Source organism: Pseudomonas sp. Pseusp49, from assembly GCF_059491875.1.
Window position 1 is genome coordinate 2,282,545 of sequence record NZ_CP168514.1, and the last position, 25,670, is coordinate 2,308,214.

Consider the following 25,670-nt stretch of genomic DNA (forward strand, 5'->3'; position numbering starts at 1 on the left):
GACTCCGATTGCGTATCACAACATGTTTTCGATAGCTCTAGGTCAACGGAGCCTAAATTGGCAGGGATCAGCACCATGACGCCAGAATCTAAAGCTCGTCACCAGATTGACCAGAAGCTTGACCAAGCTGGCTGGGTCGTCCAAGACTTTAAACAGTTCAATTTGGGCTCGGCGCGTGGTGTGGCTATCCGGGAGTTTCCCACTGGCTCGGGGCCTGTGGATTACATGCTTTTTGTAGATCGAGCACCCGTAGGTGTGATCGAAGCAAAGAAAGACTCAGCAGGCGTGGGTCTTAATGTCACTGAAAGCCAGACTGAGCGATATGCCAGTTCCTCTCTTAAATGGCAAAATAACAACTCTTCACTGCGATTCTTATTCGAGGCCACTGGCCAGATTATCCGCTTCACCGATGGCGCCGACCCAATACCGCGTTCGCGCGAGATATTCCATTTCTTTAAACCGGAAACGTTATCCGCCTGGCTTGCGCAGCCCGATACCCTGCGTCGCCGCCTGGCAGAGCAGATGACAGTCCTGCCCGAAATTGATCTGCGCGATTGTCAGATCAGCGCAGTAACCGGGCTGGAGAAGTCTCTTGCGCTGAACAAACCCCGCGCCCTGGTGCACATGGCCACCGGAGCCGGCAAGACCTTCACGGCTATCACCTCGGTCTATCGCCTGCTCAAGTTCGGTGGCGCCAAGCGCATTTTGTTTTTGGTCGATACCCGTAATCTCGGTAAACAGGCCCATCAGGAATTCATGGCTTACACGCCACCGGACGACGGCCGCAAATTCACCGAGCTCTACAATGTGCAGCGGCTGGCCTCACCCAACGTCGACCCGCATTCGCAGGTATGCATCAGCACTATCCAGCGCATGTACTCTATCTTGAGCGGCGAACCGATTGACGAATCGGCCGAAGACCTGTCGCTCAACGAAGTACAGCAAACCGCCAAGCAGGATAAGTTCGTGCGCTACAACCCGGCTGTGCCGGTGGAAACCTTCGACTTCATCATCATTGATGAGTGCCACCGCAGCATCTATAACCTGTGGAAGCAGGTGCTCGACTATTTCGATGCCAGCCTGATCGGACTCACCGCTACGCCTGACAAGCGCACCTTCGGCTTTTTCAACGAGAACATCGTCGCCGAATACACCTACGAGCAATCTGTGGCCGACGGTGTCAACGTCGGCTACGACGTGTACGAGATCGAAACCGATATCACCCGAAAAGGTTCCGAGCTCAAGGCCAAGGAGTGGGTAGACCATCGCGACCGCCAGACCCGCAAGAAACGCTGGAGCGAAACCGAAGAAGACATGGCCTATTCAGCCAAGGAACTGGATAAATCTGTGGTCAACACAAGTCAGATCCGACAGGTGATCCAAGCGATGAAAATCGCGGTGGAAACGCATATTTTCCCCGCGCGCAAAGAGACACCTAAGACACTGATCTTCGCCAAGACTGACAGCCACGCCGACGACATAATCAATATCCTGCGCGAGGTCTATGGACAGGGGAATGCCTTCTGCAAGAAGGTGACTTACCGCGCCGAGGAAGATGCCGACAGCATCCTCAGCAGTTTTCGCAACGACTACAATCCGCGCATTGCCGTCACCGTGGACATGATCGCCACCGGCACCGACGTGAAGCCACTTGAAGTGCTCCTGTTTATGCGTGACGTGCGTAGCAAAGGTTACTACGAGCAGATGAAGGGGCGCGGCGTGCGCAGCCTCGATGGCGACAGCCTCAAACGCGTCAGCAATAGTGCCGATGGTGCCAAAACCCGCTTTGTGCTGATCGACGCCGTGGGCGTGGAAAAGTCTCTTAAAACGGAGAGTCGCCCGCTGGAGAAGAAACCCGGCGTAGCGCTGAAAGACCTGCTGCAAGGCGTGGCGATGGGAAGTCGCGACGACGACACTGTACTTTCACTCGCCAACCGCCTGGTGCGGCTGGCCAAGTTACTGGACGACAAGGCCCGGGCCCGGATCGAGAAAGCCAGCGGCGGCATCCCAATCGCTGATTTGGGCAAGGGCCTGATCGCCGCGCTGGACCCTGATGCCATCGTGCAAGCGGCTTTGGCCGCCGCCAAGGCCAAGGGCATCACCCGCTCTGAGGACACCTTGCTGCCCGAAGAAATTGAAACCGCCCGCGCTGTGCGTGTGGCCGCGGCCTGTGCCCCTTTTGACCAACCGGAACTGCGAGACGAGATTGAAAACGCCCGACGTGAGCGCGAGCAGATCATTGATCATATCAATCTGGATCAGGTGACGTTTTCTGGTTTCAGTGAACTGGCGGAAGCGCAGGCCAAAGCGTTGATTCAAACCTTTGCTGACTACCTGAAGCAGCACAGGGACGAAATCGCCGCGCTGGACTTCTTCTACCAACAACCCTACCAACGCCGCGTGCTCACTTTCGACATGATTGAAGACCTGCACGAGCGCTTGAGCAATCCACCGCTAATGTTGACCACCGAGCGCCTGTGGAGCGCCTACACCCGCGTACAGGCGAGTGCAGTAAAGGGCGCAGACCGCAAACGCCAGCTCACCGATTTGGTCTCGCTGGTGCGTTTTGCACTCGGGCTAGACGCTGAGTTGAAGCCCTTTGCCGATGAAGTGGATAAACGTTTTCAGACTTGGATTTTCCGCCACAACGCACAGCGCGGCACAGCCTTCACGCCTCAACAAACTGAATGGCTGCGCCTGATGAAAGATCATATTGCCAGCAGCTGTAACGTCAGCCGAGATGATTTTGACTATGCCGAACTAGCCGATAAGGGTGGTTTGCAAAAGGCCTGGGGGCTGTTTGGCAAGGAACTGGATGGACTGATGAACGAAATGAATGAGGAGTTGGTGGCGTGAGTGAATTGCCGAAGGGTTGGACGCGCGAGCTTCTGGAGGAGCTTATCCAGCCGAGGAGTGAGCGCATTTCGCCAGCAGATCGTCCAAGTGCTCCATACATTGGGCTGGAGCATGTACAGGCTCATACTAATGCAATCCTGGGGACAGTACCTGCGTCAAACATGTCAAGTAGCTCAGCGAGCTTTGAGGTTGGCGACGTTTTGTACGGTCGTATGCGCCCGTACCTGAATAAAGTCGCTAGGCCAAAATTTGCAGGACTGGCCTCGGCTGAGTTCATCATCTTTCCAGAATCGGAGGTGTTGGATTCCGATTTCCTGTTGAACCGCATATCGTCATACGACTTTGTTGAATTCGCTTGCAGTCAATATGAAGGCGATAGACCGCGAGTGAAATTCGATGCCTTGGGAAAGTTCGCGATAGATCTTCCGCCCCGCGCTGAGCAAACCCGCATTGTTGCCAAACTCGAAGAACTGCTCTCCGATCTCGATGCCGGCGTGACCGAGCTCAAAGCCGCGCAGACGAAGCTAAAGCAATTCCGCCAGTCGCTGCTGAAAGCCTCGGTGGAAGGCGCGCTCTCCGCTGAATGGCGCTCACAGCACACGCCCGCCGAGACCGGCACGCAGCTGTTGCAACGCATCCTCACCGAGCGCCGCGCCCGCTGGGAAGTCAAGCAGCTCGCCAAGTTCAAGAAGCAAGGCAAAACCCCGCCCAAGGACTGGCAAAAAAAATACCCCGAGCCGATGCAGCCGGATACTACCGATTTGCCGGAGTTACCGGAGGGGTGGGTGTGGGTGACGATTGATCAAATCGCTCAAGTGGGCACAGGGGTTACGCCCCTTCGATCGAAAAGTGCCTATTTCGACGAAGGCACTATTCCGTGGGTGACCAGTGGTGCACTCAACAGCGAAACCGTAACGTCCGCAACGGAACTTGTCACGGATCTCGCTGTGAAGGAGTGTCGGCTTGAGCTATATCCTGTTGGCTCACTTTTGGTGGCCATGTATGGCGAAGGGAAAACACGCGGCAAGTGCTCGGAACTACTGATTTCAGCAACGATCAATCAAGCTATCGCTGCAATTGTTTTGGAACCGTCAGCCCAACCATCTAAGGCGTATCTCAAGGCCTTCTTGCTTGATAGTTACGAAAGAATGCGCCAGCAGGCTTCTGGCGGAGTTCAGCCAAATCTGAATCTTCAAATCGTTAAGGCAATTGTTTTGCCACTCCCGCCGCATTCCGAGCAAGCTGAAATCACGCAACTGCTTGACGGTCAGTTCGACCAGATCAGTCAGCAGCAGACCGCGGTGGAGCGGGGCCTCAAACAATCCGCCGCCCAACGCCAGAACATCCTGCGCGCCGCCTTTTCCGGCCAACTGGTGCCGCAAGATCCGAACGACGAACTCGCAAGTGTTCTGCTGGAGCGCATCCGCACCGAGCGGGCGGAACGCGATAAGCATCCTAAGGTGCACAAGGTACGCAAAACAAAACAACAGAAGGAGATCGACGCCGTGGTGAGCAAATTGATTGATGTGCTCGCCAAGGCGGGCGACTGGGTGCCGGCGCAAGAAGCTTTCCGCCTTTGTGGTGTGGCCGATGGCGCGCTGACAGACCAGATTGAAGCGCTCTATGCGGAACTGCGTGCTTTGGACAAGGCAGGACGACTGGTTGTGGAAGCGGTCACCGACGGGCGGGGCCGCAAGCTACACGACCGCCTGAAATTGCTGGAAAGCTGACCATGCGCCTCGACAAACTAACCATCGGTAGCGCCAAAGACAGCCCAACCCACCAGTTCAAGAACCTGAAGAACGTCACCATCGACTTCGATCAGGATCACTGGGTCACGGTGGTGATCGGTTGGAACGGTACCGGTAAGTCCAACGTACTGGAGGCGCTGGCCATCATCTTCCGCGATTTGATCGCCAGGGAGCGCACACCGGCCTTTGCTTTTCAGCTGGCCTATCACATGGGGGCGGGCGAGAACCTGCGTCACATTTACATCGATGCCGACCCTGATCGTGAGAAGGAGCCTTTCACCATTCACGTTGCTACGGATGCACAGGCCCGTGGTGAATTCACCTTGCTCCCATTAATCGAGGGTGAAGAACAGGTATCAGCCCTGCGTGGCAAGGCAATCAAACTCACGACCTTTTTGAATGCGGATGCCGAGTATTTGCCGCGCTATGTGTTCAGCTACTACTCGGGTGAGAGTTCGCGTATGTACGAGGTGTTCCGTCCCTACCTAGAAAGCTATTACAAGGATCTTCTTTATTCGAAGACCGACCCAGCGCCAAAGCGTCTCTTCTACGCTTTGCCCGTTCACAGTCAGTTTGTTCTTCTTGCATTTCTGATTCAGCCAGACCAAAAAGTGAAAGATTTTTTGGCGGTAGAGCTTGGTATTGATCCAGAGAATGGGATCGAATCCGTTCTTTTTGTATTGCGCGATCCTCCTTGGGACTCGAAAGAAGGCGATCCTAGATTCTGGTACGCAAGAGGATTGGTTCAGCGGTTTCTAGATCGCCTGATGAAGGTGTCGCTGGCACCGATCACAGTTAAAAGGAAGTTGAAGAAGTCTATATGGAACAAGAACACGTCTGAGCGTGAATACAAGTACATGTACGTTAAGGATGTGGAGTCGCTGAGAGAGCTTGTAGGTAGTCAGCCAGCAAATGAGTTCTTCCGCGATCTGGAAAGCACCTACGTCTCTGAGTTGATCGAGGAGGTGCGTATCCGTGTGCGCCTCAAGAAAAACGATGGCAGCGTTACATTCCGTGAACTCAGCGAGGGGGAGCAACAGCTTCTGACGGTGTTGGGCTTGCTGCGCTTTACCGCGGAGGATGAAAGTCTGTTCTTGCTGGATGAGCCAGACACGCACCTAAATCCACGATGGTGTGTGGATTACTTGAACTACCTGAAGTCATTTGTTGGGCAGAACAGTGATGGCCAGGACAACAGCCATATCGTGTTGACGACTCACAACCCCTTGGCCATCGCAGAACTGGTCAAGGAGCAGGTTCAAATCCTGTACCGCGAAACAGACAGTCGCACGGTGCGCGCCGAGAACCCGGCCGTCGACCCCAAAGGCATGGGCTTCGCCGGTATCGTGACCAGCGATATGTTTGGCTTGGGTACCAGCTTGGACAAAGCCACGAATGATGATTTGCTGGCGTTGCACCAACTCTCCACCCAGCTGCAGCCACTCAGTGAGGTCGATCGAGCGAAGCTGGTAGACATCCGTCAGCGGCTCGAAGGCCTGGACTTCAACTTCGCTTCGCGAGATCGACTGGAGCAGGAGTATCTGCGTGCCAGATTTGATCTGGCCACAGATGGCGCCGTCGATGGCGCCATCGTCACTCCGGAAAATAAACAAAAAGCCCTTGATGCCTTGGTGAAGAGCCTCCTCCGCGGTTTACAGGAGGGGCAGGCTTGATATTAATTCAGATACCCTTGCCACCCCGTTTACCCAAGAATTGGCCCAAGATTTATACCGCAAGAACCGCAAAGGTTGGCGCGCTAGGCACGCACGATCTTCGGTCTGAGTACATCAAGAAGAACGGTAGTTGGGGCTTGCTCAAAAAGTGGCTTGCCAATGCCAGTGAGCATAAATGCTGGTACTGCGAAGCCAAGAGCACGCGCGCACCCTTTGACGTCGACCACTTTCGACCCAAACTTGGCATCACGGTGGATGGCGTCAAGTTGGTCGGCCATGACGGGTACTATTGGTTAGCATATGAGTGGTTGAACTTTCGCCTTTCATGTCAGCGGTGCAATCGTCCAGAAAAGGACGGTGTCGATATCCTTCATGGAAAGGCCAATGAATTTCCGATTCAGGATGAGATACAGCGTTGCTCGCAGCCTGCAGCTTCACTGATCTCTGAGTTGCCGAGGCTTTTGGACCCTTGTGTTCAAGCCGACTGCGAATTGTTGGCTCATGGAATTGATGGAGAGGTCAAGCCACTGGCCTCACCTGGTACCTGGGAACACCAGCGTGCGCGGTACACGATTGACCGGCTTGGATTCAATGAATGGAATACGCCGGAAACAAAGAAGAACTCTTGGCGACTGCTAGACGATCTAATTCGCCTTGCAGGCAATCAGCCTTCAGTCGTCACGCATCTGCAAGAACATTTATCTAACGCTCACGAATATTCGAGCTTCTTTCGATCTGCCATCGGCACACATCGAGACAAGGCTTGGGTGGAGGCACTCTTATGAACACAAGCTCCCTCGTCCAGAAAGTCTGGAATTTTTGCCACACCCTGCGCGATGACGGCGTGGGCTATGGCGACTACTTGGAACAGCTCACCTACTTGCTGTTCCTGAAGCTGGCACACGAATATGCGCAGGAGCCCTACAACCGTGATACCCAAATCCCCAAGGGCTATGACTGGGCTAGCCTGTCCTCCAAAGTGGGCGAACCGCTGGAGGCGCATTACCTGGCCACGCTGCACAAACTGGGACAAGAGTCCGGCATGCTGGGCGCTATCTTCTTCAAGGCGCAGAACAAGATTCAAGACCCGGCCAAGCTTTCGCGTCTGGTGCAGCTGATTGATGCCGAAAGTTGGATCAGCCTGGGTGCTGACACCAAGGGCGACCTGTATGAAGGCCTGTTGCAGAAGAACGCCGAAGACACCAAGAGCGGCGCTGGCCAATACTTCACACCCCGCGCACTGATTGAGGCGATTGTTGTCTGTATGCGCCCCGAGCCGATGAAGACCATTGCGGATCCGGCCTGCGGTACAGGCGGATTCTTCCTGGGCGCTTATAACTGGTTGACGCGGCACGGCGCCACGCTGAACAAAGCACAAAAAGAATTCCTGCGTGACAGGACCTTCCACGGCAACGAGATCGTGCCAAACACGCGCCGCATGTGCTTGATGAACCTTTTTCTGCACAACGTTGGCGAGCTGGATGGTGAGCCCTTAGTGTCGCGTTCGGATGCGTTGATCACTGAGCCCAAACTGAAAGTGGATTACGTGCTAGCCAACCCGCCCTTCGGCAAGAAGAGCAGCATGACCATCACCAATGAAGAGGGTGAGGAAGACAAGGAGGCGCTGACCTACGAGCGGCAGGATTTCTGGGAAACCACGTCGAACAAGCAACTCAACTTCCTGCAGCACATTGTCAATATGCTAAAGGTGGACGGCAAGGCGGCGGTGGTGTTGCCCGATAACGTGCTTTTTGAAGGTGGTGCGGGAGAAAAGATCCGCAAGAAGCTTTTGGAGAACTGCGACGTGCACACGGTGTTACGTCTGCCCACGGGCATTTTTTATGCCCAAGGCGTGAAGGCGAACGTCGTATTCTTCGACAGCGCGCCCAAAGATGGGCGTGTGCACACCAAGGGCGTTTGGTTCTTCGACCTGCGCACCAACAAACACTTCACGCTGAAGACGCGCACGCTGAAGCTGGACCACCTGCAGGATTTCATCACCTGCTACAACCCGGAAAACCGTTTTGAGCGGCAGGAAACCGAACGTTTCAGGTACTTTAGCTACGAAGACTTGATGAGCCGCGACAAGGCCAGTATGGATATTTTCTGGCTGAAAGACGATAGCCTCGACAACTTGGATGACCTGCCGCCACCGGATGTGTTGCAGCAGGAGATCATTGATCATCTCGAAGCGGCTCTGCTCGCGTTTCGTGATGTTTCTTTGAGTTTGCCCCGATCTGAAGTGGTTGATTGATTCTGATGATGGTGCGGTACTAAGGGGGGGAATATGGCTCGGATGTGGATGGTGCGTGGCGAAGCTGGAAGCCTATACGACTCTTTTCGGGAGCGCGAAGTGGCCGCAATCGGGTGGAGCCGGTTGGCTGCCCATGCGAAGCCCGGCGTTGGGCGCAAACAGTTAATTGCTCTCTACCAATCCGCTGAGCCTCAGATGAAACAGGGCACGGTGATTTCGGGTGCCTCGCAAGTGTGGCGCTTCGTAAACGAGATTCAGGACGGTGATTGGGTTGTTACTTATTCACCTGCCAATCGTCTCTATCTGGTCGGCAACGTCAAGGGACCGGCTGAGCACCATTCTGAATGGTCTGAACAAGGCATGTCGCTGGTGCGCAAGGTGCAGTGGCAGCAGCAAGAGTTACCGCGTGACAATTTGGGTACGAGCACCAAGAACAGCTTGGGCTCGACTTTAACTTTGTTCGAGGTGCCTTCCAGTGCCGCAGCCGAAGTGATTGCAGCGTTGAAGGGTAAGCCAGCACCGCAGATGGAAGACGAGATTGAAGAAAGTATTGCTGATCCGTTGGCCGATATTGAGTCTCAGGCGTTGGAGCGAATAAAGGACCGAGTGAGTGAGCTCGACTGGGATGAGATGCAGCAGCTGGTCGCCGGTATCCTTCGTGCGATGGGCTACAAAACTCAGGTTTCGCCGCCAGGTTCTGATCGTGGCAAAGATATTGTCGCCTCACCCGACGGCTTCGGCTTTGAACATCCTCGTATTGTAGTGGAGGTCAAACATCGTAAGGGGCAGATGGGTAGTCAGGATATTCGCAGCTTTCTTGGTGGGCGGCACAAGGATGATCGGGGGCTTTACGTTAGCACGGGAGGCTTCAGCAAAGATGCCCAGTATGAGGCTGATCGTGCATCCATCCCATTAGCGATGTGGACGTTGGATCACGTAGTACGGGCTTTGATTGAGCACTACGATTCCACTGACGCAGAGACAAAACGCATTGTTCCACTGAAGCGGTTGCATTGGCCCGCGTGAGGTGTGAACGGCACTTTTCTGTTTACACTGGCATACAGGTTACGGTTTAGGTAAAAAATAAAAGTGTTATCACTAACGACTAAGTGCCTGCTTGCAATGACCGAAAACTGACCCAGTAGAGGCTGTGTTGATAGCCAAACAACTTTGGGCAGGTACTGAAACCTGTCGATAGTCGATAACTGCTGCCGATCCTGCATACTCGGCTGGCTGCCTAGCCATTCCAAGGCAAAAAATAAAGGGATTCTCGTACGAGGCCGATTGTTGTCCTGACTGGCTGCCTTTCAATCGACTTGCTTTCGATGTAGGCGTCGGTCCATTCATCCAGCTCGATACAGTGCCAGCCCGCACCGGCGGCCTGTAAGGCCTAGGTCACCGAAGTCTCAACACCGAAGCGACAAAAAACAGACTGATCGGATGCGTCAACATCCAGACTAACCAGCATCCCCCCAGACTGCCCCTGCAAGTCCCGCCAAGCCTCCTATAGATAATTTTTTGATGATTATTGATTTTCTAATCCCCCCTTCAGCCGCTTTAAATTCGCCTCGAGGAAGGTAAGCAAAGGCAGGTCCTGCGGTTCGCTTTGACGCAAGCTTCAAACGCCGCCAAATCCGCATCTGCAGAATCTGCTCCTCCTCACCTTGTGGGCTGTTCTCCCCACACCTTCAACCGGGACACGCAGACGAAAGTTCACACGCCGCATTTCGGTTTTTCCAGGTTCGAGACTGGGTTAAACCGCAAAAAGAAGGGATGCCAGGATGCTGATAAGAATCGAAAAAGCGCGGACACCGCAAGACTGGAATGTCTGGATGAACGCGTGGTGCGTCACGTTTCGCAGCTATGCCGAAGCCCTGGCATTCGTGAGCAGACTGGAAGGCAGGATAAATGCACCACACCCGTTGCCTGTCAGCGAAGACAGGCTTGTATTGGAACGGTAAACCCCCGACAAATGCCGGGGGGCTGCGCGAGCTGGCGCGGGTTCTATTTCGATACCACGATGCCTGCTGGCTTCCAGGTGCCTTCGCCAGCCGGCAGGACTGAAGGCGGCGTCTCCTTGGGCCAATAGAGGCGCATCACCAGGTAAATCGGGCCGTCGGGTGCGGGCAGCCAGTTGCCTTCCAGCGCCTTGCCGGGCGACTTCTGTTGGATGTAGAGGGTCAGAGATCCGTCGGCATTCTTTTTCATGCCGGGCAGCATGGGCGAGTTCAGTAGATAGCGGTCGATCGGGTTCTTGATAAGGAGCTGTGTCTTGCCGTCGTACATCGTCACCGACCAGAAGGCGTTCACTGGAGGTAGTTGCCCCGCCGGGAAGGTGAGTGTGTAGTTATGCTTGCTGCCATCGAGTGGCTCGCCGGTCGCGGTTGTGCGGGTGATGGGGTAAGTGGCTTCCACGGCATCGTTGCCGTAAATTCCGCCTTTGGCCGCGGCGGCGCGCTTCAACCAGTCGCCATTGTAGAAATGGCGGTCGCCAAAGTACGAGCCGATGCCCCAGCCATTGACGTTCTTGAGTCCGCCGGACAACCACCTGTCCACCTTCTCGTCACCTTCCTTCATGCCCAGCAGGACAGCGGCCTTGTGTTCGAGCGAGAGGTCCTGGAGCTTGAAGCTCTTGCCCGGTCCAATGCCGATTTTCGCGATTCGAGCCCGAATTTCCCGGTCTTCCGGTGTTGGCGGTACATACTGGAGCGCGGCATCAAGGTATTCGAAGAAGTTCTCCTTGATCCCCTTAGTGGTGCTTGGAGGGAAATTGATAACCGGCGATGCAGGCGCCGCCGGTTGCTTCAAAAACGCCGACAGCGGCTGGGCTTTGTAGCCGGACTGCACCTTGACCACGTTCGGCATGTCCTTGGGATTGAAGAGCTGGGTTCGGTAGCCCGCGACAGTGAAGGGCGTTGTGGAATAGAAGACTTTGCCAATGCCGGGCGGCACGGAACCCTTCCAGTCAGGCCCGACCACCATGTAGTTACCCGGGCCGTTCCCGGTGGTGCGGCTGCCGATGTAGCCGTAGTTGTAGGTGTTGCCGTCGATCAGTTGCACCGAGTAATAACGTTTCTTTTCCACGGCGGGCACTGTGAGCACCATGGGCTCGGCGCGCAGATCCAGCCAGAGGAAGGAGTAGGGGGTATCGCTGTTGGGCGTGACGATGGCCGTATCCTGGTAAGTGAAGACACGGGGTTCGTTCTTGATCTGGTTGAAGGGGGCCTTGAACTGCGGGCCGCTTTTGTCCACGGCGTACTCATACATGACCGCATAGTTCATTACGATCGGCAGTCCGTAGATGAAGGCTTCCTCGGCGATGGCCTTCGTTTCCATGAGGCTGGGTGCGGCTATGCCCTTTGCTGCATCGGCTTTCTCGGCCTGGGCCACGGGGTCGTTCTTGCTGGCACAGCCTGATATAAGCGCCACCGAAGCGGCAGCGATGGCGATCCATTTCATGCAAGTTGAATATTCCGGTTTCATCCTTTGTCGCTCCTGACCAAATCATCTCTGCCCTGGATGTCTTGATCAGCGTTTGAACACGTCGAGACTCCAGCTGGTTGACTGCCGTATCTGAGCGTAGGTCATGAAGCAAACCCCCGCTATTGACTGGGGGACAGCCAATGTTGGGGGCAAACTTCTTGGATTGCGGCAAGCAGACAACTGAAGCGAAGTGGCGACTAATGAGGGGCGTCAGCTGGTTTCTTTTCCGGAACGATGAAACGCACTGTCGTACTGGTAAGGATCTTGTGAGTCGGGTCGGCCACTTCAAGAAGAACCTGGTGAGTGCCGGCGGGCAGGCCGACCAGAATAATCGGGTCTTCACTGGTGTGCGCCCATGTGCCTTTCCAGTCGTCGACGGTCACGTGAAGGTGCCCGAGACGGGGTGATACATCGGCCGCCGCTTTACCAAATACCGGCATGATCCTCGCGTGCTCTGTGCGGTATTGGATAATGACGACTCCGCGGGCAAGGGGCTCGGCAAGCGGCGGCTCGGCAATGAGTCTGGGCGCCGTCTCGGATTCCAGGGGAAGTATTGCCGGTGGGTGATAGGTGTCTGCTGCTCCTTCGCCGTGCGCGCCTGTGCAAAAGAACACCGCCAAAGCAAAGGCCAATGGATTTCTCAGAGAGAGGGACATGGTGTTTATCTCCCGCGTGATCTCATTCAAGCCTAGATCAAACCGAGCCCCAGTCATTGGGTGTTTCAGCCCAGAATGTAGGGTAAGCGAACCCCTTGTTGGGGAATGTTTCACGACTCGAAGAGACCGTTTTCAGTGCAATCGCTGGGCTCGGCTTTGCTCATGCCAAATGGCTTGGATTTTGCTCGGGTGCTGATACTGAAGCATTCATTGAATGCGGTATCCGGAGATTCGAGCCATGTGGGCAAAAACTCTGCTTCTCGGCGTCGTGTTTGGCATCGGGATCGTTACCAGCGGCTTGGCTACGAGCATGATCCTGTTCTGGTGCGAGTTGTGTTAACCACTCTCCCTTCTGCTTGAGTCGGCTGAGTAGGGCGGGGCAGTCCCCCCTTCTTCATGGTCCCTGGTGGCGGTTGTGATGGTCTATGCCTGGATTCCCATCTCGCCCTGTGCAGCTTGTAACGCTCGCTCTTCGGTCAGTGGCATTAAAGTTGGCTGCGCGTTACTGGCGTGCATGTAAAGAAAGTAGTGCCCTGTATCGTCCAACAATATCCGGTGCAGCTCTGATGGCCGAAAGTTGTTACCGATATAAATGCTTTCCTTGATGATCTCGAAAGACCCGATCCCATGCTGTCGCATTGCAGTTTCAAAGGCTTCGTAAAGACCTTCTCTGCGGCGTCGATTGTTTCGAGCATTTAGCTTGAAAAAAACCACCATCAGCACGGCATAGCTGATAAGCAGTAGCACAATGGCGCTAGGGCGCATGCGTGGAGCTCCATGTCCTCTCAATCGCTGTGCCTTTCAGTGTAGGCGCGTTCCGGGTGAAATCTTCAGCTCATTCCAAGGTCATGGAGCGTATTGCCTTTGAGTCAGGTCGCGCGCGCCAGGATCGCCTGCGCGCGGCCTATGACAGGCGCATCGACCATTAGGAGCTGGAAACACACGCAGTGGGCATGCGCTTCAGGCGTAAACTGAACAGGGTGCAGCAGGCATTGAAAAGCGTTGCACCCGGAGGTGATGCCATGCGCTCAATATCCGCTTGCACTTCGATCGCATTGCTGGCGCTGTTCATGATGCCACTGGCCACCGCAGCGCCCTCGGTCGAAGTCGTCTTCAATAACCCCGAAAAATACAGCGATGCCAGCCTGGACAGTCCGGGCTATGAACGGGGGGCCGATCCTTTTGTCATGAAAGAGCTATGCAGCTACCTCCAGAAGCTTGGCGAGCGGTACCTGCCAGCCGACCAGCAGCTGCAAATTGAAATTCGCAACATCGACCTGGCCGGTCGTTACGAGCCCTGGAGGATAAATGCCTATCAGGTGCGCTTCATGCGCGACATTACCTGGCCGAGCATCGAGCTCCATTACGTTCTCAAACAAAATGGCCAGATCGTGAACCAGGCCGACGCCAGAGTCATGGATCAGTTCTACCTCCAGCGTCCGGGGCGTGCGAATAGAAGTGACAGGCTCTACTCCGAGAAGGCGATGCTCTCGGAGTGGTTCCAGAGACACTTCGCGGGGCAGCATCAGAGCGGGTTGAAGTGAACCACCCTGCGCTCTTGATCAGCGTTCGGCTTGGGGGAGCCGGAGCCAGAAAGTAAAAAGCCCGACGCTCGGCCGGGCTTTCTGTAGATGGGCCAAATCCCTTTGGCTGACCGTATTGTGCTAGATAGGTGTGACGAAAGTGTGACATCTGAATACGAAATGCCGTGGCGTAACCGTTGGGCCACATCACAACCTTCGATACTCTCTGCTCAGTACTCCACAATGGTTTTGGGGCAATCGAATGGTGGTCGGTGAAGCGCCACTGAATGACTTGAGTATTCGCCCAGCTGGGATTTGTCTTTAATCTGGTCCGAGGTTTGATCGAGATGGCTCATTCACTTAAATACCAAATAGGCGAATCCGTCCGCACTATTGAGGCCGAGGTGGGGAAGCTGCTCGATCTGGCTGCAACGCTCAGAGAAGCGAGGGATGAAGAAATGGCTGCAGCTGTCTCGACCCAGGCGAACAAGCTGCTTGAAGCAGCAGTGGCGCTGAGGATCGCGATGTCAGGCTGACTGCTTGCGCTGTAGCCGGCACTTCAATCCACAGGGGTTAGTCCGCCTTGACTATTGAAACTTGAGAATTGTCAGACATGGGGTATCATTTCTACGTGTTTTAGACCCAGCCGAACAAGCCTCGCCAGAGAAATCTGCCGGGGCTTAGTCGTATTCGGCTTAGGAGAAATACATGTCTAGAGCTCAACGACGACACGATACGCGCCGCATAAAGGCTCGATTTTATTCAAAGCAGAGCGCTTATGAATGCTGGTCAACCAGCGAGAAAAACGCCGGGCTTTTTGCAAACCACGGAAAGGTGTGCTCCTGTTGGATGTGTGGCAATCCCAGAAAGCTGGGATTGCTCACCATGCAGGAGCTGCGGGCTGACTGTTCCATGCAGGAGTGAAAACAGAACCCGGCCGCCAAGCCGGGTTTTATATTGGGATCAACACGATTTACTGATTCGCAAGTTGTGACGCGACACTTGACGGGGCTATCGAGCGTCCCGGTTCCTGCATTCGCCCATTGCATCTGCTTTGTCGTCATGAATCGAGTGGTCAGTGCATTTGTGGCAATGATCAGCAGGCTGAGCTCCAGCGGCAAGTTGACCCAGCTCGAAGCACTGCATTGCCCTTAACGCCTATCCAGCCAAACCGTCTGTGCATTGCAGAATTCGCGCACTCCGAAGTGTGAGAGTTCCCGGCCAAAGCCACTCTTCTTCACGCCACCAAAACTGACACGCGGATCGCTGGCGCTATAGCCGTTGATGAACACGCCGCCGGTTTCAAGTTCGCCAGCCATCTGCCGTGCGAGTTCGCCATTGCGCGTAAAAATAGTGGCGGTGAGGCCGAACTCGCTGTCATTGGCCAGTTCCAGCGCATGGGCGGCGTCTCGGGCCGTGATGATTGAAGCCACGGGACCAAACAGTTCCTGTCTGAAGGATGTCATCTGGTCGGTCACGTCGCCCAGTACAGTGGGTTCGTAGTAGTTGCCGGTGCCTTCGACCTTCTTTCCACCCAGCAGCAAGGTCGCGCCTTCTTCCAGCGTGTCGCGCACCTGTTGGTCCAGTTCGTCGCGCAGATCGAAGCGCGCCATCGGGCCGATGTAAGTGGTGGAGGCGAGTGGATCACCGATGACCAGTCGTTGGGTGGCCTCGACGAACTTGCGGGTAAATTCCTCTGCAATGCCTTGCTCGACAATCAGGCGTTTGGCAGCGGCGCAGACTTGTCCGGTGTTTTGATAGCGCCCGATCACGGCGGCTTTGACCGCCTCATCGAGGTCCGCGTCGTCGAGCACGATAAACGGGTCGGAGCCGCCCAGCTCCAATACGCATTTCTTCAGCGCGGCGCCGGCCTGGGCACCGATGGCCATGCCCGCACGCACGCTGCCGGTGAGGGTGACAGCCGCGATGCGTGGATCGGCGATTGCCTTGGATACACCGTCCGGGGTGACGTTGATGACCTCGAAGATACCTTCAGGAAAATCCGCCAGCTTGAAGGCTTCCAGCAGCAGGTAGGCGCTACCCATGACGTTGGGCGCGTGCTTGAGCACGTAGGTGTTGCCGGCGAGCAGGGTAGGGACCGCGCCGCGCAGCACTTGCCAGATGGGGAAGTTCCACGGCATCACGGCGAGAATCGGGCCGAGCGGGCGATATTCAATGCGTGCCTTGCCGCCTTCGACCAGGGTTGGTTCTGCGCTGAGCATGGCGGGCCCCTGTTCGGCGTACCACTCGCAGAGCTGCGCGCATTTTTCAATTTCGCCACGGGCCTGGGTAATCGGCTTGCCCATTTCCAGGGTGATCATGTTGGCCATGGCCTCTGCATTGTTGCGCAAGGCCTGGCCGAGGCTGATCAACAGCTGCGCGCGTTGCTCTACCGGTTTGCTGCGCCAGGCTCGAAACCCGGTAGTGGCCCGCGCCAGCGCGGCCTGTAATGCCGAATCGGATTCGAAAGGGTACTGGCCGATCTGCTCGCCCGTGGTCGGGTTGATCGAAATGGCATGGGTAAGGCTGGATACGTGGGTCATGGCACCGTCCTGCTAGGTAGGAATGTGCTCAGGTTATGGGGGTATATGTTTTATGGAAACTGAATAATACTGAGCATAACGTTCACGTTTGGAGAATGACTTGGATCTGGTCCAGCTCGAAATTTTCAAGGCTGTCGCCGAGCACGGCAGCATCAGCGTTGCCGCCCAGCATATCCACCGGGTGCCATCGAATCTCACCACCCGAATCAAGCAGCTTGAGCAGGACCTGGGTGTGGATCTGTTTATCCGCGAGAAGAGTCGCCTGCGCTTGTCGCCGGCCGGCTGGAGTTTCCTGGATTACGCTCGACGCATTCTCGACCTGGTTCAGGAGGCGCGGGCCACAGTAGCGGGAGAGGAACCGCAAGGCGCCTTCGCCCTGGGTTCGCTGGAAAGCACTGCAGCGGTACGAATTCCGGAGCTATTGGCCGCCTATAACCAGAAACACGCGAAGGTCGAACTGGACCTGTCCACCGGCCCCTCCGGGACCATGATCGACGGGGTGCTGTCGGGTCGGTTGGCCGCGGCATTTGTCGATGGGCCGGTGTTGCATCCGGCGCTGGAAGGCGTACCGGCATTCGAGGAGGAGATGGTCCTGATCGCACCGCTCAATCATGAGCCGATTCATCGGGCCAAGGATGTGAATGGCGAAAACATCTATGCCTTCCGCTCCAACTGCTCCTATCGCCATCATTTCGAAAGCTGGTTTGCCCATGGCGCGGCGGTGCCCGGCAAGATATTCGAAATGGAGTCCTATCACGGCATGCTGGCCTGCGTCAGTGCGGGGGCCGGCCTGGCGCTGATGCCACGCAGCATGCTCGAAAGCATGCCTGGGTGTACGACGGTCAGCGTCTGGCCGTTGTCGGAGTCGTTCCGTTATCTGCGTACCTGGCTGGTGTGGCGCAGGGGCACGGTGTCGCAGAGCCTCACGATGTTTGTGCGCCTGCTGGAGGAGCGGGGTGTCGCGTTGATCGATAAATAGTGGAAAGTTAACGGTCTGCGCTGAAAAACCGGATAATGGCGGCCAAATCGTTTAGCTCGTTATTCTGGTAATCGCACATGGAAATCAAGGTCAACTTTCTCGACAACCTTCGACTTGAGGCCAAGTTCGACGACTTCACGGTGATCGCCGATCAGCCCATTCGCTACAAGGGTGATGGCTCGGCGCCGGGGCCGTTCGATTATTTCCTGGCTTCGTCGGCGTTGTGTGCGGCGTACTTCGTGAAGTTGTATTGCGAGACTCGTAATATCCCCACCGAAAATATCCGTCTGTCGCAGAACAACATTGTTGACCCGGAAAACCGCTACAACCAGATTTTCAAGATTCAGGTCGAACTGCCGGCGGACATCTCCGCGAAGGACCGCCAGGGGATCTTGCGCTCCATTGACCGTTGCACGGTAAAGAAGGTGGTGCAAACCGGGCCTGAGTTCGTGATTGAAGAGGTCGAAAACCTCGACGCCGATGCCCAGGCGCTGCTGATGCCGCACTCGACTTCCGAGGCGGGCACCTACATTGCGGGCAAGGACCTGCCGCTGGAGCAAACCATCGCCAACATGTCGGGCATCCTGGCCGACCTGGGCATGAAGATTGAAATCGCTTCATGGCGCAACATCGTTCCCAATGTGTGGTCGCTGCACATTCGCGATGCGCACTCGCCGATGTGTTTTACCAATGGTAAAGGCGCGACCAAGGAAGGCGCGCTGGCATCGGCGTTGGGCGAGTTTATCGAGCGGCTCAACTGCAACTTCTTCTATAACGATCAGTTCTGGGGGGAGGACATCGCCAACGCGGCGTTTGTGCATTACCCGGACGAGCGCTGGTTCAAGCCGGGCCCGAAGGACGAACTGCCGACTGAGATCCTCGACGAATACTGCCTGAAGGTTTATGACCGGGATGGCGAGCTGCGTGGTTCGCATCTGTACGACACCAACTCCGGCAACACCCAGCGCGGTATTTGTTCGCTACCGTTTGTGCGCCAGTCGGACAATGAGGTGGTGTACTTCCCGTCCAACCTGATCGAAAACCTGTTCCTGAGCAATGGCATGAGCGCCGGCAACACGCTGGCCGAAGCGCAGGTGCAGTGTCTGTCGGAGATCTTCGAGCGCGCGGTGAAGCGCGAAATCCTCGAAGGCGAAATGGCCCTGCCGGATGTGCCGCAGGAAGTGCTGGCGAAGTACCCGGGCATCCTGGCCGGTATCCAGGCCCTCGAAGAGCAGGGCTTCCCGGTGCTGGTCAAGGATGCGTCGCTGGGCGGGGAGTTCCCGGTGATGTGCGTCACCTTGATGAACCCGCGTACCGGTGGCGTGTTTGCCTCGTTCGGCGCGCACCCAAGCCTGGAAGTGGCGCTGGAACGCAGCCTGACGGAGCTGCTGCAAGGCCGCAGTTTCGAAGGCCTGAATGATTTGCCGCAGCCGACCTTCGAAGGGCAGGCGGTGACTGAACCGAATAACTTCGTCGAGCACTTTATCGACTCGAGCGGCGTGGTTTCGTGGCGCTTCTTCAGTGCCAAACCGGACTTCGAGTTCGTTGAATGGGATTTCTCCGGTCAAGGCGAAAACTCCAATGCCGAAGAGGCTGCGACCTTGTTCGGCATTCTCGAAGACATGGGCAAAGAAGTGTACATGGCGGTCTATGAGCATATCGGTGCCAAGGCCTGCCGCATTCTGGTGCCGGATTACTCGGAAATCTATCCGGTCGAAGATTTGATCTGGGATAACACCAACAAGGCGCTGCAGTTCCGTGCCGACATCCTGAATCTGCACAGCCTGAGCAAGGTGGGCCTGCGATCGCTGGCCCAGGGCCTGGAAAGCAGCGAGCTGGATGATTACACCGACATCACCACCTTGATCGGCATCGAGTTCGACGACAACACGCCTTGGGGCAAGTTGACGATCCTGGAGCTGAGGCTGCTGATTTATCTGGCCTTGCAGAAGTTTGATCAGGCCAAGGATCTGGTGGAAGCCTTCTTGCAATACAACGACAACACCGTCGAGCGCGGCCTGTTTTATCAAGCGGTGAACGTCGTGCTGGAAATGCAGCTGGACGATGATCTGGAACTGAGCGACTACGAGGTCAACTTCCGCCGGATGTTCGGTGACGAGCGCATGGACGCCGCGATAGGGTCGGTCGATGGCAGCGTACGGTTCTATGGTCTGACACCGACGAGCATGAAACTGGAAGGCCTCGACAGGCACCTTCGTCTGATCGACAGCTATAAGAAGTTACATAGGGCACGGGCCGGGGTGGCGACGTTAATCAGCTGAAAGCGCTGACAAAAAAGCACCTTGGGTGCTTTTTTGTTTTTTGGCGGCCAGCACAATCTTCCGTGTGCGGTGGGCTCACTTTTTGGCCATGACCTGGGCAGTGGCTGGCATCGAGGAGGCTCTTCTATATAGAGGAAGCATTTTTCCTCTCCTTTCAGGCTTCCTTCGGGGCGTTTCAGCGCCTTCTGTAAGTTATTGATAGAGAACCTGAATCACTGCTTGACGGCAGATTCTGGAGGCCTATAATTCGCCCCACTTCCGGCGCAGTCGAAACGGAAAACTCCTTGATAAACAAAGAGTTACGCAGTTTTTGTCAGCAGGTTGCTTCAGTTCATCGAAGTGCCAAGGAAGTTGAAAAAGAGGTGTTGACAGCAGCGAGTAACGCTGTAGAATTCGCCTCCCGCTGACGAGAGATCGAAGGCGCAAGTGGTTGAAGTTGTTAAGGATTCCTTGAAAACTTCTGAAAAAAATCACTTGACAGCAAATGAGGCTGCTGTAGAATGCGCGCCTCGGTTGAGATGAAAGATCTTAACCAACCGCTCTTTAACAACTGAATCAAGCAATTCGTGTGGGTGCTTGTGGAGTCAGACTGCTAGTCAACAGATTATCAGCATCACAAGTTACTCCGCGAGAAATCAAAGATGTAACCAACGATTGCTGAGCCAAGTTTAGGGTTTTCTCAAAACCCAAAGATGTTTGAACTGAAGAGTTTGATCATGGCTCAGATTGAACGCTGGCGGCAGGCCTAACACATGCAAGTCGAGCGGATGAAGAGAGCTTGCTCTCTGATTCAGCGGCGGACGGGTGAGTAATGCCTAGGAATCTGCCTGGTAGTGGGGGACAACGTTTCGAAAGGAACGCTAATACCGCATACGTCCTACGGGAGAAAGCAGGGGACCTTCGGGCCTTGCGCTATCAGATGAGCCTAGGTCGGATTAGCTAGTTGGTGAGGTAATGGCTCACCAAGGCGACGATCCGTAACTGGTCTGAGAGGATGATCAGTCACACTGGAACTGAGACACGGTCCAGACTCCTACGGGAGGCAGCAGTGGGGAATATTGGACAATGGGCGAAAGCCTGATCCAGCCATGCCGCGTGTGTGAAGAAGGTCTTCGGATTGTAAAGCACTTTAAGTTGGGAGGAAGGGCATTAACCTAATACGTTAGTGTTTTGACGTTACCGACAGAATAAGCACCGGCTAACTCTGTGCCAGCAGCCGCGGTAATACAGAGGGTGCAAGCGTTAATCGGAATTACTGGGCGTAAAGCGCGCGTAGGTGGTTCGTTAAGTTGGATGTGAAAGCCCCGGGCTCAACCTGGGAACTGCATTCAAAACTGACGAGCTAGAGTATGGTAGAGGGTGGTGGAATTTCCTGTGTAGCGGTGAAATGCGTAGATATAGGAAGGAACACCAGTGGCGAAGGCGACCACCTGGACTGATACTGACACTGAGGTGCGAAAGCGTGGGGAGCAAACAGGATTAGATACCCTGGTAGTCCACGCCGTAAACGATGTCAACTAGCCGTTGGGAGCCTTGAGCTCTTAGTGGCGCAGCTAACGCATTAAGTTGACCGCCTGGGGAGTACGGCCGCAAGGTTAAAACTCAAATGAATTGACGGGGGCCCGCACAAGCGGTGGAGCATGTGGTTTAATTCGAAGCAACGCGAAGAACCTTACCAGGCCTTGACATCCAATGAACTTTCCAGAGATGGATTGGTGCCTTCGGGAACATTGAGACAGGTGCTGCATGGCTGTCGTCAGCTCGTGTCGTGAGATGTTGGGTTAAGTCCCGTAACGAGCGCAACCCTTGTCCTTAGTTACCAGCACGTTATGGTGGGCACTCTAAGGAGACTGCCGGTGACAAACCGGAGGAAGGTGGGGATGACGTCAAGTCATCATGGCCCTTACGGCCTGGGCTACACACGTGCTACAATGGTCGGTACAGAGGGTTGCCAAGCCGCGAGGTGGAGCTAATCCCATAAAACCGATCGTAGTCCGGATCGCAGTCTGCAACTCGACTGCGTGAAGTCGGAATCGCTAGTAATCGCGAATCAGAATGTCGCGGTGAATACGTTCCCGGGCCTTGTACACACCGCCCGTCACACCATGGGAGTGGGTTGCACCAGAAGTAGCTAGTCTAACCTTCGGGAGGACGGTTACCACGGTGTGATTCATGACTGGGGTGAAGTCGTAACAAGGTAGCCGTAGGGGAACCTGCGGCTGGATCACCTCCTTAATCGACGACTCAGCTGCTCCATAAGTTCCCACACGAATTGCTTGATTCATTGAAGAAGACGATAGAAGCAGCTTTAAGCTCCAAGCTGATAGCTCAACGCTAACAGTTACGCGCTCGAAATTGGGTCTGTAGCTCAGTTGGTTAGAGCGCACCCCTGATAAGGGTGAGGTCGGCAGTTCGAATCTGCCCAGACCCACCAATTTTGTATGGGGCCATAGCTCAGCTGGGAGAGCGCCTGCCTTGCACGCAGGAGGTCAACGGTTCGATCCCGTTTGGCTCCACCATTAACTGCTTCGAAAGTTTGAGAGTTTAGAAATGAATATTCTGCAATGAATATTGATTTCTAGTCTTTTGATTAGATCGTTCTTTAAAAATTTGGGTATGTGATAGAAAGATAGACTGGATAGCACTTTCACTGGTGTTTATTCAGGCTAAGGTAAAATTTGTGAGTTTAATCGCGAATTTTCGGCGAATGTCGTCTTCATAGTATAACCAGATTGCTTGGGGTTATATGGTCAAGTGAAGAAGCGCATACGGTGGATGCCTTGGCAGTCAGAGGCGATGAAAGACGTGGTAGCCTGCGAAAAGCTTCGGGGAGTCGGCAAACAGACTTTGATCCGGAGATGTCTGAATGGGGGAACCCAGCCATCATAAGATGGTTATCTTGTACTGAATACATAGGTGCAAGAGGCGAACCAGGGGAACTGAAACATCTAAGTACCCTGAGGAAAAGAAATCAACCGAGATTCCCTTAGTAGTGGCGAGCGAACGGGGACTAGCCCTTAAGTGGCTTTGAGATTAGCGGAACGCTCTGGAAAGTGCGGCCATAGTGGGTGATAGCCCTGTACGCGAAAATCTCTTAGTCATGAAATCGAGTAGGACGGAGCACGAGAAACTTTGTCTGAATATGGGGGGACCATCCTCCAAGGCTAAATACTACTGACTGACCGATAGTGAACTAGTACCGTGAGGGAAAGGCGAAAAGAACCCCGGAGAGGGGAGTGAAATAGATCCTGAAACCGTATGCGTACAAGCAGTGGGAGCCCACTTTGTTGGGTGACTGCGTACCTTTTGTATAATGGGTCAGCGACTTATTTTCAGTGGCGAGCTTAACCGAATAGGGGAGGCGTAGCGAAAGCGAGTCTTAATAGGGCGTCTAGTCGCTGGGAATAGACCCGAAACCGGGCGATCTATCCATGGGCAGGTTGAAGGTTAGGTAACACTGACTGGAGGACCGAACCGACTACCGTTGAAAAGTTAGCGGATGACCTGTGGATCGGAGTGAAAGGCTAATCAAGCTCGGAGATAGCTGGTTCTCCTCGAAAGCTATTTAGGTAGCGCCTCATGTATCACTGTAGGGGGTAGAGCACTGTTTCGGCTAGGGGGTCATCCCGACTTACCAAACCGATGCAAACTCCGAATACCTACAAGTGCCGAGCATGGGAGACACACGGCGGGTGCTAACGTCCGTCGTGAAAAGGGAAACAACCCAGACCGTCAGCTAAGGTCCCAAAGTTATGGTTAAGTGGGAAACGATGTGGGAAGGCTTAGACAGCTAGGAGGTTGGCTTAGAAGCAGCCACCCTTTAAAGAAAGCGTAATAGCTCACTAGTCGAGTCGGCCTGCGCGGAAGATGTAACGGGGCTCAAACCATACACCGAAGCTACGGGTATCATCTTCGGATGATGCGGTAGAGGAGCGTTCTGTAAGCCTGTGAAGGTGAGTTGAGAAGCTTGCTGGAGGTATCAGAAGTGCGAATGCTGACATGAGTAACGACAATGGGTGTGAAAAACACCCACGCCGAAAGACCAAGGTTTCCTGCGCAACGTTAATCGACGCAGGGTTAGTCGGTCCCTAAGGCGAGGCTGAAAAGCGTAGTCGATGGAAAACAGGTTAATATTCCTGTACTTCTGGTTATTGCGATGGAGGGACGGAGAAGGCTAGGCCAGCTTGGCGTTGGTTGTCCAAGTTTAAGGTGGTAGGCTGAGATCTTAGGTAAATCCGGGATCTTAAGGCCGAGAGCTGATGACGAGTTACCCTTTGGGTGACGAAGTGGTTGATGCCATGCTTCCAAGAAAAGCTTCTAAGCTTCAGATAACCAGGAACCGTACCCCAAACCGACACAGGTGGTTGGGTAGAGAATACCAAGGCGCTTGAGAGAACTCGGGTGAAGGAACTAGGCAAAATGGCACCGTAACTTCGGGAGAAGGTGCGCCGGTGAGGGTGAAGGACTTGCTCCGTAAGCCCACGCCGGTCGAAGATACCAGGCCGCTGCGACTGTTTATTAAAAACACAGCACTCTGCAAACACGAAAGTGGACGTATAGGGTGTGACGCCTGCCCGGTGCCGGAAGGTTAATTGATGGGGTTAGCTAACGCGAAGCTCTTGATCGAAGCCCCGGTAAACGGCGGCCGTAACTATAACGGTCCTAAGGTAGCGAAATTCCTTGTCGGGTAAGTTCCGACCTGCACGAATGGCGTAACGATGGCGGCGCTGTCTCCACCCGAGACTCAGTGAAATTGAAATCGCTGTGAAGATGCAGTGTATCCGCGGCTAGACGGAAAGACCCCGTGAACCTTTACTATAGCTTTGCACTGGACTTTGAATTTGCTTGTGTAGGATAGGTGGGAGGCTTTGAAGCGTGGACGCCAGTTCGCGTGGAGCCATCCTTGAAATACCACCCTGGCAACTTTGAGGTTCTAACTCAGGTCCGTTATCCGGATCGAGGACAGTGTATGGTGGGTAGTTTGACTGGGGCGGTCTCCTCCTAAAGAGTAACGGAGGAGTACGAAGGTGCGCTCAGACCGGTCGGAAATCGGTCGTAGAGTATAAAGGCAAAAGCGCGCTTGACTGCGAGACAGACACGTCGAGCAGGTACGAAAGTAGGTCTTAGTGATCCGGTGGTTCTGTATGGAAGGGCCATCGCTCAACGGATAAAAGGTACTCCGGGGATAACAGGCTGATACCGCCCAAGAGTTCATATCGACGGCGGTGTTTGGCACCTCGATGTCGGCTCATCACATCCTGGGGCTGAAGCCGGTCCCAAGGGTATGGCTGTTCGCCATTTAAAGTGGTACGCGAGCTGGGTTTAGAACGTCGTGAGACAGTTCGGTCCCTATCTGCCGTGGACGTTTGAGATTTGAGAGGGGCTGCTCCTAGTACGAGAGGACCGGAGTGGACGAACCTCTGGTGTTCCGGTTGTCACGCCAGTGGCATTGCCGGGTAGCTATGTTCGGAAAAGATAACCGCTGAAAGCATCTAAGCGGGAAACTTGCCTCAAGATGAGATCTCACTGGGACCTTGAGTCCCCTGAAGGGCCGTCGAAGACTACGACGTTGATAGGTTGGGTGTGTAAGCGCTGTGAGGCGTTGAGCTAACCAATACTAATTGCCCGTGAGGCTTGACCATATAACACCCAAGCAATTTGACTACTCGA

14 protein-coding genes, 2 tRNA genes and 2 rRNA genes are annotated in these 25,670 nt (G+C 54.8%); 14 read left to right on the forward strand and 4 right to left on the reverse strand.

Features of this window, described 5'->3' with window-relative positions:
- Nucleotides 1-75 precede the first annotated feature (75 nt).
- The 6 genes from ACEN83_RS10390 to ACEN83_RS10415 are packed head-to-tail and all read left to right on the forward strand — an operon-like array spanning nt 76 to nt 9,560.
- Nucleotides 76-2,856 carry a type I restriction endonuclease subunit R gene (locus tag ACEN83_RS10390; RefSeq protein WP_495580198.1) on the forward strand — a complete coding sequence of 927 codons (2,781 nt, stop codon included), beginning with the start codon at nt 76-78 and terminating at the stop codon, nt 2,854-2,856.
- Entirely contained in the window at nt 2,853-4,586 is a 1,734-nt protein-coding gene (locus tag ACEN83_RS10395) for a restriction endonuclease subunit S (RefSeq protein ID WP_495580199.1), read from the forward strand. The genes ACEN83_RS10390 and ACEN83_RS10395 overlap by 4 nt, the downstream gene beginning before the upstream one ends.
- Nucleotides 4,587-4,588: 2 nt before the next feature.
- Nucleotides 4,589-6,280 carry an AAA family ATPase gene (locus tag ACEN83_RS10400; RefSeq protein WP_495580200.1) on the forward strand — a complete coding sequence of 564 codons (1,692 nt, stop codon included), beginning with the start codon at nt 4,589-4,591 and terminating at the stop codon, nt 6,278-6,280.
- Nucleotides 6,277-7,065: a hypothetical protein gene (locus tag ACEN83_RS10405; protein ID WP_495580201.1), complete on the forward strand. Its 789-nt coding sequence runs from the start codon at nt 6,277-6,279 to the stop codon at nt 7,063-7,065. The genes ACEN83_RS10400 and ACEN83_RS10405 overlap by 4 nt, the downstream gene beginning before the upstream one ends.
- Complete coding sequence (locus tag ACEN83_RS10410; protein WP_495580202.1) at nt 7,062-8,534, forward strand: class I SAM-dependent DNA methyltransferase; 1,473 nt, start codon at nt 7,062-7,064, stop codon at nt 8,532-8,534. The genes ACEN83_RS10405 and ACEN83_RS10410 overlap by 4 nt, the downstream gene beginning before the upstream one ends.
- Before the next feature lie 33 nt (nt 8,535-8,567).
- The gene (locus tag ACEN83_RS10415; RefSeq protein ID WP_495580203.1) at nt 8,568-9,560 is read left to right on the forward strand and encodes a restriction endonuclease; all 993 of its coding nucleotides are present in this window, start codon (nt 8,568-8,570) and stop codon (nt 9,558-9,560) included.
- 978 nt (nt 9,561-10,538) lie between these two features.
- Here ACEN83_RS10415 and ACEN83_RS10420 read toward each other — a convergent pair.
- The 3 genes from ACEN83_RS10420 to ACEN83_RS10430 all read right to left on the reverse strand — a co-directional run bounded on the left by ACEN83_RS10420 (nt 10,539) and on the right by ACEN83_RS10430 (nt 13,438).
- Entirely contained in the window at nt 10,539-12,017 is a 1,479-nt protein-coding gene (locus ACEN83_RS10420; protein ID WP_495580204.1) for a DUF1254 domain-containing protein, read from the reverse strand.
- A 197-nt stretch (nt 12,018-12,214) separates the two neighbouring features.
- Entirely contained in the window at nt 12,215-12,673 is a 459-nt protein-coding gene (locus ACEN83_RS10425; protein ID WP_495580205.1) for a DUF6130 family protein, read from the reverse strand.
- 423 nt (nt 12,674-13,096) lie between these two features.
- The gene (locus ACEN83_RS10430) at nt 13,097-13,438 is read right to left on the reverse strand and encodes a hypothetical protein (protein WP_495580206.1); all 342 of its coding nucleotides are present in this window, start codon (nt 13,436-13,438) and stop codon (nt 13,097-13,099) included.
- Nucleotides 13,439-13,695: 257 nt separating this feature from the next.
- Here ACEN83_RS10430 and ACEN83_RS10435 point away from each other — a divergent pair, with 257 nt between their 5' ends.
- Both ACEN83_RS10435 and ACEN83_RS10440 read left to right on the forward strand, forming a co-directional pair.
- A complete protein-coding gene (locus tag ACEN83_RS10435; protein ID WP_495580207.1) occupies nt 13,696-14,217 on the forward strand; it encodes a DUF3016 domain-containing protein in 522 nt (173 codons plus the stop codon).
- 326 nt (nt 14,218-14,543) lie between these two features.
- On the forward strand, nt 14,544-14,732 hold the full coding sequence (locus ACEN83_RS10440; protein ID WP_007980882.1) for a hypothetical protein: 189 nt from the start codon (nt 14,544-14,546) through the stop codon (nt 14,730-14,732).
- Nucleotides 14,733-15,347: 615 nt separating this feature from the next.
- On the opposite strand, the gene ACEN83_RS10445 is transcribed toward ACEN83_RS10440, so the two are convergent.
- The gene (locus ACEN83_RS10445) at nt 15,348-16,739 is read right to left on the reverse strand and encodes an aldehyde dehydrogenase family protein (protein WP_495580208.1); all 1,392 of its coding nucleotides are present in this window, start codon (nt 16,737-16,739) and stop codon (nt 15,348-15,350) included.
- Nucleotides 16,740-16,839: 100 nt separating this feature from the next.
- Here ACEN83_RS10445 and ptrR point away from each other — a divergent pair, with 100 nt between their 5' ends.
- The 6 genes from ptrR to ACEN83_RS10475 all read left to right on the forward strand — a co-directional run bounded on the left by ptrR (nt 16,840) and on the right by ACEN83_RS10475 (nt 25,642).
- A complete protein-coding gene (gene ptrR / locus ACEN83_RS10450) occupies nt 16,840-17,718 on the forward strand; it encodes a putrescine utilization regulator PtrR (protein ID WP_495580209.1) in 879 nt (292 codons plus the stop codon).
- A 77-nt stretch (nt 17,719-17,795) separates the two neighbouring features.
- Nucleotides 17,796-20,000 carry an OsmC domain/YcaO domain-containing protein gene (locus tag ACEN83_RS10455; protein WP_495580210.1) on the forward strand — a complete coding sequence of 735 codons (2,205 nt, stop codon included), beginning with the start codon at nt 17,796-17,798 and terminating at the stop codon, nt 19,998-20,000.
- Between the two features lie 698 nt (nt 20,001-20,698).
- Nucleotides 20,699-22,235, forward strand: a 16S ribosomal RNA gene (locus ACEN83_RS10460).
- Between the two features lie 122 nt (nt 22,236-22,357).
- Nucleotides 22,358-22,434: transfer RNA gene (locus ACEN83_RS10465), tRNA-Ile, on the forward strand.
- A 9-nt stretch (nt 22,435-22,443) separates the two neighbouring features.
- Nucleotides 22,444-22,519, forward strand: a tRNA-Ala gene (locus ACEN83_RS10470).
- A gap of 229 nt (nt 22,520-22,748) precedes the next feature.
- Nucleotides 22,749-25,642: ribosomal RNA gene (locus tag ACEN83_RS10475) — 23S ribosomal RNA — on the forward strand.
- Together the 16S and 23S rRNA genes with 2 tRNA genes alongside form the textbook arrangement of a ribosomal RNA operon.
- Nucleotides 25,643-25,670 lie beyond the last annotated feature (28 nt).

Bases quoted from the DNA above. Each gene is read 5' to 3' on its own strand.
- ACEN83_RS10390 (WP_495580198.1), top strand. From the start codon at position 76: ATGACGCCAGAATCTAAAGCTCGTCACCAGATTGACCAGAAGCTTGAC.
- ACEN83_RS10400 (WP_495580200.1), top strand. From the start codon at position 4,589: ATGCGCCTCGACAAACTAACCATCGGTAGCGCCAAAGACAGCCCAACC.
- ACEN83_RS10410 (WP_495580202.1), top strand. From the start codon at position 7,062: ATGAACACAAGCTCCCTCGTCCAGAAAGTCTGGAATTTTTGCCACACC.
- ACEN83_RS10415 (WP_495580203.1), top strand. From the start codon at position 8,568: ATGGCTCGGATGTGGATGGTGCGTGGCGAAGCTGGAAGCCTATACGAC.
- ACEN83_RS10420 (WP_495580204.1), bottom strand. From the start codon at position 12,017: ATGAAACCGGAATATTCAACTTGCATGAAATGGATCGCCATCGCTGCC.
- ACEN83_RS10425 (WP_495580205.1), bottom strand. From the start codon at position 12,673: ATGTCCCTCTCTCTGAGAAATCCATTGGCCTTTGCTTTGGCGGTGTTC.
- ACEN83_RS10430 (WP_495580206.1), bottom strand. From the start codon at position 13,438: ATGCGCCCTAGCGCCATTGTGCTACTGCTTATCAGCTATGCCGTGCTG.
- ACEN83_RS10435 (WP_495580207.1), top strand. From the start codon at position 13,696: ATGCGCTCAATATCCGCTTGCACTTCGATCGCATTGCTGGCGCTGTTC.
- ACEN83_RS10440 (WP_007980882.1), top strand. From the start codon at position 14,544: ATGGCTCATTCACTTAAATACCAAATAGGCGAATCCGTCCGCACTATT.
- ACEN83_RS10445 (WP_495580208.1), bottom strand. From the start codon at position 16,739: ATGACCCACGTATCCAGCCTTACCCATGCCATTTCGATCAACCCGACC.
- ACEN83_RS10455 (WP_495580210.1), top strand. From the start codon at position 17,796: ATGGAAATCAAGGTCAACTTTCTCGACAACCTTCGACTTGAGGCCAAG.